This window comes from Streptomyces sp. NPDC002851 (assembly GCF_053591935.1).
In genome coordinates this window covers 19,689-27,837 of the sequence record NZ_JBSFUT010000065.1, presented here as the reverse complement: position 1 = coordinate 27,837, position 8,149 = coordinate 19,689, and the positions used below count along the sequence as shown (strand labels likewise).

Annotated in this window: 5 protein-coding genes; 3 read left to right on the top strand and 2 right to left on the bottom strand. The window is 69.3% G+C overall.

Features of this window, described 5'->3' with window-relative positions; genetic code table 11:
* Positions 1 to 129 precede the first annotated feature (129 nt).
* Positions 130 to 1,188 carry a sphingomyelin phosphodiesterase gene (gene sph / locus ACWD10_RS37240; protein WP_451098149.1) on the bottom strand — a complete coding sequence of 353 codons (1,059 nt, stop codon included), beginning with the start codon at positions 1,186 to 1,188 and terminating at the stop codon, positions 130 to 132.
* A 32-nt stretch (positions 1,189 to 1,220) separates the two neighbouring features.
* Positions 1,221 to 2,723 carry a M1 family metallopeptidase gene (locus ACWD10_RS37235; RefSeq protein WP_451098148.1) on the bottom strand — a complete coding sequence of 501 codons (1,503 nt, stop codon included), beginning with the start codon at positions 2,721 to 2,723 and terminating at the stop codon, positions 1,221 to 1,223.
* 209 nt (positions 2,724 to 2,932) lie between these two features.
* Here ACWD10_RS37235 and ACWD10_RS37230 point away from each other — a divergent pair, with 209 nt between their 5' ends.
* From ACWD10_RS37230 to ACWD10_RS37220, 3 genes are all read left to right on the top strand, one after another.
* Complete coding sequence (locus ACWD10_RS37230) at positions 2,933 to 4,909, top strand: Xaa-Pro dipeptidyl-peptidase (protein WP_451098147.1); 1,977 nt, start codon at positions 2,933 to 2,935, stop codon at positions 4,907 to 4,909.
* 123 nt (positions 4,910 to 5,032) lie between these two features.
* Positions 5,033 to 6,325 (top strand): M14 family metallopeptidase, encoded by a 1,293-nt coding sequence (locus tag ACWD10_RS37225; protein WP_451098146.1) that lies wholly within the window; start codon positions 5,033 to 5,035, stop codon positions 6,323 to 6,325.
* An 83-nt stretch (positions 6,326 to 6,408) separates the two neighbouring features.
* On the top strand, positions 6,409 to 8,133 hold the full coding sequence (locus tag ACWD10_RS37220) for a BCCT family transporter (RefSeq protein WP_451098145.1): 1,725 nt from the start codon (positions 6,409 to 6,411) through the stop codon (positions 8,131 to 8,133).
* Positions 8,134 to 8,149: the final 16 nt, after the last annotated feature.

Here is an 8,149-nt window from a genome sequence, read left to right as displayed (position 1 = left end):
ACGTCACCCTGTAAGAAGATCGTAAAGGACGGCCGGGTGAGTCTAACTGGCCGTCTTCCGCCCGGTGAGAGGTGCCTGCTGGAGTGGTACGGGGCTCAAACAGCCCGCCCGGCGCCCGTCCGCGTGATGTCACTTGGTCCCGGAGGCGGTCACCGGGTAGTGGTCCGAAAGGTTCGTGTACGTGTACTCCTTGCCCCAGCTGGTGACGGTCCAGGGCGCGGACTCCTCCTTGATGACGTTGTTGTTCCAGCCCGCCGGGCGCGCGTGGCCGGTGCGGTGGAGCACGTAGTCCAGGTCCTCGCTGGGCAGGCCCGCGTAGCGGTCCTTGGCGATCGAGTTGGCCTCGGTGTCGAAGGAGTACGGGTGCCCGGTGCGGGACTCGGCGCCGTCCGCCCCGAGATCGGTCAGCATCGAGCCGTACTCGTCGGTGCGCGAGTCGACGTTGAGGTCGCCGGCGATCAGGACCTGCTCGTCGGCCGGGATCTTCTTGGCGTCCAGGAACGCGTCGACGTTCTTGAACTGGCGGCTCCGCATCGAGGCCGCCTCGCCGTCGCCGCAGCCGTCGTCGGTGGACTGGGCGTGCGTCCCGACGACATGCACCCTCTTGCCGTTCACGTCCAGGACCGCATACGCGAAGCCCTTGTTGGAGTACCAGTCCGCGCCGCAGGCGTCCGGGAAGACGTACTGCTCCTTGCGCAGGATCGGCCACTTGCTCAGGACCGTGACCCCGCCGTCCTCCGGCGTGGTCGTCGAGTAGTTGCCGCCGGTCGCGTCCCAGCCGTCCTTGCTGCGGCCGACCACCGGGGTCTGGTGCGGGTACTGCGCCTTGGCGGCGTCCTTCAGGGCGTCCGAGGAGGAGTTGTCGAACGCCTCCTGGAGCACGACCACGTCCTGCCCCTGGAAGAACGGCGTCTTGACGATCTCGGCGGCCCGGTGGTCCTGGCCCCAATTCGGGTACAGCGACTTGCTGAAGAGGAAGGTGTTGTACGTCAGGACCTTCACGTTCTGCGCCTCGGCGGTGGCCTCCGGGGTCGCCGGAGCGGCCGACGCGGCAGGGGCGGCCGCCGTCAGCGTCGCGGCGGTCAGTGCGGCGGCGACGGCGGCGCCGGAGGCGCGGCGGATCGAGGAGTGGGGGGACACTGCTTCTCCTGTGGTCCGTGAACTTGTATGGACATGTTGCGTCCTCATCAAACCAGCAGAAGTTACTTCGAGGTAACCCCCTAGTGGTCGTGGACCGAATTCGTCGCCGCGATCTTCTTCCAGGACTTCGGCCGCGCGGGCCGCTCGTCACTGCGCGCTGACGTCTCCGACGCACCTACCGTGGGACGCTCCGGCTTCTGAGGTGCGTACAGCCAGGTGTCGAAGAGGTTCGCGAGCGGCTTGCCCGAGACCTGCTCGGCGTACGACACGAAGTCGCTCACCTTCGCGTTGCCGTACGCCCGCTCGGTCGGCCAGCCCTTCAGGATCTCGAAGAAGGCCTTGTCCCCGACCTCGTTGCGCAGCTCCTGCACGGCGAGTGCGCCCCGGTCGTACACCGCGAGGTGGAACTGGTTGTCCGGGCCCGGGTCGCCCGGCTTGACCGTCCAGAACGCGTCGTCCGCCGGGTGCGAGGCGTACACATAGTCCGCGAGGTCCTGCGCCGTGCCCTCGCCCTCCTTCTCGGACCACAGCCACTGGCTGTACCGGGCGAAGCCCTCGTTGATCCATATGTCCTTCCAGCCGTCGACCGAGACGCTGTCGCCGTACCACTGGTGCGCCAGCTCGTGCACCACCACCGAGACGTTCGAGCCGCTCGCGAACTGCTTCGGGCTGTAGAACGGCCGGGTCTGGGTTTCCAGGGCGTAGCCGCTCGTCACGTTCGGGACGTACCCGCCAAGGGAGTTGAAGGGGTACGGGCCGAAGACCTCCTCCAGCCACTCGGCGACCTCAGTGGTCCGCTCGATACTGGCCCGGGCCGCGCCCGCGTGGTCGCCGAGATCCTTGCTGTACGCGTTGAGCACCGGAAGCCCGGACGCCGTCTCGTCCTTGGTGATGTCGAACTTGCCGACCGCGAGCGTGGTCAGATAGCTGGCCTGCGGCTTGTTGGAGCGCCAGCTGTAGCGGGTCCATGCGGTGCCGACCGGACGCTCGGACTGCAGCGTGCCGTTGCTGATCGCCTGGGTGCCGTTCGGCACCTGCACCGACACGTCGTACGTCGCCTTGTCCAGCGGGTGGTCATTGGACGGGAACCACCACACCGCGGACTCCGGCTCCTGCGCCGCGACCCCGCCGTCCGGGGTGCGGTGCCACGCCGTGTAGCCGTTGATCTCCAGCTCGGAGGGTTTCCCGGCGTAGCGGACCACGAGGGTGATCGGAGTGTCCTTCGGCAGCGGCGCCGCCGGAGTGATCTCCAGTTCCTGGGTGCCGGTGGCCTTGAAGCTGGCCTTCTTGCCGTTCACGCGGACCTCGCTGACCTTCAGGCCGAAGTCCAGGTTGAAGCGCGAAAGGTCCTGCTTGGTGGTGGCGTTGAGGGTCGCCGTGCCTTCCAGGAGGTCGGTCTCCGGCTGGTACTTCAGGCGCAGGTCGTAATGCGAGACGTCATAGCCGCCGTTGCCACTGGCCGGGTAGTAGGGGTCGCCGATGCCCGGTGCGCCCGGCTCGTAGTCGGCCGCGGATGCCGGGATCGCCAGCAGCAGGGCGGCCGCGAACGCGCCGGGGACGATCAGTCTGCGGTTGCGGTGCACGGAAGCTCCAAGTCGTAGGGGGTGGCGTGGGTTCGGTGTTCGGACCCTATTCAGCCGCCCCCGCCCCAGTCATGTCCATGGCCGCGTTTGTCACATGACTGCCATGCGGTCGACATGCGCCACTTCGTCCTGCGGTCCTGACCTCAGGCCCCTCGAAGTCCACTCCTGCCCTCTTTTGTACGGGAGTTGACCGGGGTACCTTCCGGCGCATGCCGATACGTGTGCGGGATCTGCGCCTGATACGTGTGCTGTTGCTCGCGGGAGCGCTCCTGGCGATGCTGCTTGTGCCGCTCTCCCCGGCGTACGCCGAGAAGCCCACCGTCGACGAGAGCAAGCCGGTCTACTCCTACGCCGACGCGATCCGCGAGTCCGTGTGGGTGGACACCGGGATCGACGGCGACGGGGACGGCAGGACCGACCGGGTCGCCGCCGACATCATCCGGCCCCGCGAACCCGCCCAGGAGGGCCGGAAGATACCGGTCATCATGGACGCCAGCCCGTACTACCAGTGCTGCGGGCGTGGCAACGAGAGCCAGAAGAAGACCTATGACGCCGAAGGCGACGCGGGGCGAGTCGTGCAATTCCCGCTCTACTACGACAACTTCTTCGTCCCGCGCGGCTACGCCTTCGTCGCCGTCGACCTGGCCGGAACCAGTCGCTCCGACGGCTGCGTGGACGTCGGCGGCCGCTCCGACGTCGAGTCCGCCAAGGCCGTCGTCGACTGGCTGAACGGCCGCGCCGACGCGTACACCAGCCGTACCGGCGGCGAACCCGCCCGGGCCGACTGGACCAATGGCGCCACCGGCATGATCGGCAAGAGCTATGACGGCACCGTCGCCAACGGTGTGGCCGCGACCGGCGTCGAGGGCCTGAAAACGATCGTCCCGATCGGCGCCATCTCGTCCTGGTACGACTACTACTTCCAGCAGGGCGCCCCGCTCTACGACGGCGGGCCCGAGTGGCTCTCCGACTACGTCGAGACTCCCGAGGCGCGCGCCCGCTGCGGCGCCGTACAGCAACGGCTCATCGACGGCGCGCCGCGGAGCGGCGACTGGACCGACCTGTGGAGCGAGCGAGACTACGTGTCAACTGCTCCGGATGTGAAGAAGATCGACGCGAGCGTGTTCGTGGTGCACGGCATGCAGGACCTCAACGTCCGGGCGAAGCACTTCGGTCAGTGGTGGGACGCCCTCGCCGAGCAGGGCGTCGAGCGGAAGATCTGGCTCAGCCAGACCGGCCACGTCGACCCCTTCGACTTCCGCCGCGCCGACTGGGTGCGCACCCTGCACCGCTGGTTCGACCACGAACTCCTCGGCCTGGACAACGGCATCGAGGACGAGCCGATGGCCGACATCGAGCGCGCCCCCGACCGCTGGACCACCGACGCCACTTGGCCCCCGTCCGGCACCGAGACGACCGCTCTGCACCCCGGCAAGGGCGCGAAGCCCGGCGTCGGCACGCTCGGCCCGGACCCGGCGCCGGCCGGAGCCACCGAGCGGTTCACCGACAACCCGAAGCTCGGTGAGGCCGACTGGGCCGCCCGGATCGACAGGCCGACCGCGGAGAAGGCCGGGTTCGTCACCGCCCCGCTCACGAGGGAGCTGCGCCTGTCCGGCTCCTCCGAGGTGACGGTCACGGTCACCCCGTCGACGTCGACCGCCCATCTGTCCGCGGTACTCGTGGACCTCGGGCCCGACACCATCCGGGACTACACGGCCGAGGGCGAGGGCATCACCACGCTCACCTCACGCAGCTGCTTCGGCGCCGAGCGGCCCGGCGACAGCCCCTGCTACCTCGACACCGCCGCCGACACGGCCGACGTCAACCACACCATTTTCAGCCGTGGTTGGGCCGACCTGGGCACCCACGACGATCCGGAGCAGGGCGGTCCGCTCACGCCCGGCAAGCCGTACGAGATCACCATCGACGTCGCCGCGAGCGACCACGTCGTACCGGCCGGACACCGGCTCGCCCTGATCGTCGCGGGCACCGACAACGGCCTGATCGAACCGCCGGACTCCAAGCCGCGGCTCACCCTCGACCTGGCCCGCAGCGACGTGCGGCTGCCGTTGGTCGGCGGCGCGGATGCGCTGGGCGCGGCCACGGACGGTTCTGGTGCGCCCGCACCGGGGGAGGGCCCGCGGGACGGCCTCACCGCTCCGGCGCGAGGTGACCGGGTTCCTTAGCGCCGTCCTGGGGGCTGCCGCCCCCAGACCCCCGCTTCGCGCTGAACGCGCTCGTCCTCAAACGCCGGACAGGCTGATTGCTTACGCCCGACGACCGTGACCGACCCTGGGAGGCCCCACCCCGTGAGACCCCGCCTGCGCACCCTCGTCCTCGCCACGGCCGCCACCGCGCTGGCCGCCCCGCTCCTGAGCGCGCCCGCCGTCGCCGGTACGCCTCAGGACGCGCCGCCCCGCACCGGGTTCGAGCGCACCGACGGCGAGCGCTGGACCACACAGTCCGAGGAGCAGAAGTTCCTTGCCACCGTCGACAAGGAGAACGACGACGTCGCCCTGGAGACCGTCGGCACCACCGAACAGGGCCGCCCGCTCCAGCTCGTCCGGCTCGGCTCGGGCCACCGCACCGCGGCCACCGTGCTGCTCGTCTGCACCCAGCACGGCGACGAGCCGTCCGGGCGCGAGGCCTGCCTGAGCAAGCTCCGCGACCTCGCCTACGCCGAGGACCCCGCCACCCGCGCGTTCCTCTCCCGCACCTCGGTACTCGTCATCCCCACCGCCAACCCCGACGGCCGGGCCGCCGACACCCGCGGCAACGCAGACGGCGTCGACATCAATCGCGACCACATCGCCCTGAAGACCCGCGAGGGCCGCACCATCGCCGCCGTCATCCGCGACGAACGCCCCGACGTCATCTACGACTTGCACGAGTACGGCGCCACACCCCCGTACTACGACAAGGACCTGTTCGACCTCTGGCCGCGCAACCTCAACACCGCGGACGGCGTGCACGCCGAGGCCAGGACGCTCTCCGCCGACTACATCCGGCCCACGGCCGAGGCGGAGCAGTACTCCACCGGCACGTACGGCATCTGGACCGACCCCGAGACCGGCGAACCGATCAAGCAGACGGCCGGTGACGGCCAGGAGCGCATCCTGCGCAACGCCTCCGGCGTGAAGCACGCCGTGGGCCTGCTCATCGAGAGCCGCGTCGACCCGCTCACCGAGGAGGAGAAGGCGGACGAGGCGGTCAACAACCGCCGCCGGGTGCACTCCCAACTCGCCGCCCTCAAGGGCCTGATCGCGTTCGGCGGCGAGCGCGCCGGACAGGTGCGCGCGGCCACCACGCAGGCCCGCGGCGCCGGACTCGCCGACCGGGGCCCGGTCTACCTGGGCGGTGCCGATAACGACCCGGCCGAGCCCGCCGAGGTCATCCCGGACCCGCCCTGCGGCTACCGGCTGGACGCCGCCCAGTACGCCGACGTGAAGGGCGAACTCGCCCTGCACGGCGTGACGGCACGGCCCGACAGCGACGGGGCTTTTGTCCCTGTACGTCAGTCAATGAGGGCACTTGTCCCACTGCTTCTCGACGAGCGGGCCGCCTATCACCTGACCAAGGGCACGTCAGTAGACAGTTGTTGACCAGTAATAAAGGCGCCACCTGTGGTAAGGGGTAGCGGTACGCAACATCCGCTACCCCGAAGGGGCTGCCAGTGACGCAGGACATGAACAAGACAGCCGACCCGGGAGATCCGCCGCCCGTGGTGGCGGATCTCCCCGGGGAGCTGGACCATCGCCCCGCCCAGACCGACTGGGTGGTGTTCGGCGTCACGGCCGTTGCCACCGTGGCGTTCGTGCTGTGGGGCGCAATAAGTACCGAGTCGCTGCAGAGCGTGTCCGGGGATCTGCTCAGCGGCCTGATGCACAACGGCGGCTGGGCGTTCGTCCTGGCCGCATCCGGCTTTGTGGTCTTCGCGCTGTGGCTCGCGGCCAGCCGCTACGGGAAGATCACCCTCGGTGCGGAGGGCGAGGCGCCGGAGTTCCGCACGGTCTCCTGGGTCGCGATGATGTTCAGCGCGGGTATGGGCATCGGCCTGATGTTCTACGGGGTCAGCGAGCCGCTCACGCACTACGCCTCGCCGCCGCCGGGCACCTCGCCCGCGGACTCGGGAGCCGCCATGGAGACCTCCATGGCCACGACGCTGTTCCACTGGACCCTGCACCCGTGGGCGATCTACGCCGTGGCCGGTCTCGGCATCGCCTACAGCAGCTTCCGGCGGCGCCGCCGGCAGACCATCAGCGCCGTGTTCACACCGCTGATCGGCGAGGGGCACGCCAACGGCGGCTTCGGCAAGGCGATCGACATCCTCGCGATCTTCGCGACGCTCTTCGGCTCCGCGGCCTCGTTGGGCCTCGGCGCGCTGCAGATCGCCCAGGGCATGCAGGAGCTCGACTGGGCGGCGCGGGTCAGCACGGCCGTCCTCGTGACCATCATCGCGGTCCTCACGATCTGCTTCGTGGCCTCCGCGGTGTCGGGCATCGAGAAGGGCATCCAGTGGCTGTCCAACATCAATATGGTGCTCGCCGGGCTGCTCGCGGTGTTCCTCTTCGTCGTCGGACCGACGGTCCTGGTCCTCGACCTGGTGCCCACCTCGCTCGGCTCCTTCCTCGGTGATCTGCCGCAGCTCGCGGGCCGTACCGAGGCATCCAGCGGTGAGGGCATCGCCGCGTGGCTGAGCGGCAACACGGTCTTCTACTGGGCCTGGTGGATCTCCTGGACGCCGTTCGTCGGCATGTTCATCGCCCGGATCAGCCGGGGCCGCACCATCCGGCAGTTCATCGGCGGTGTGATCCTGGTGCCGAGCACCGTGAGCCTCATCTGGTTCGCGATCTTCGGCGGTACGGCGATGAAGCTCAAGGAGGAGAACCGGCTCAGCGAGGACCTGACGGTCGAGGGCCAGCTGTTCGGGGTCCTCAGCGAGTACCCGATCGCGACGGTGATGAGCCTCCTGGTGATGATCCTGGTGGCCATCTTCTTCGTGTCCGGTGCCGACGCCGCGTCCATCGTGATGGGCACGCTCTCGCAGAAGGGCACCTACGAGCCGACCCGCTTCGTGGTCATCTTCTGGGGTGTTCTCACGGGGGCCGTCGCCGCGATCATGCTGCTCATCGGCAACGGCGGCAACAATGCCCTGGAGGGCCTGCAGAACCTCACCATCCTCGTAGCCGCGCCCTTCCTGCTCGTCATGATCGGGATGTGCGTCGCCCTCATGCGCGACCTGCGCCGCGACCCGCTGATCGTGCGGGGCGAACGCGGTGAGGAGGCCGTCGAGATGGCCGTGATCGCGGGCCACGCGAAGTACGACGGCGAGTTCGAGATCCGCATCGGTCCCGCGGAGCCGAACGGGGACCCGACGCCCCCGCAGCCGCGTAGCGGAGAACAGAGCTGACGCGCGCGTCCTCGAA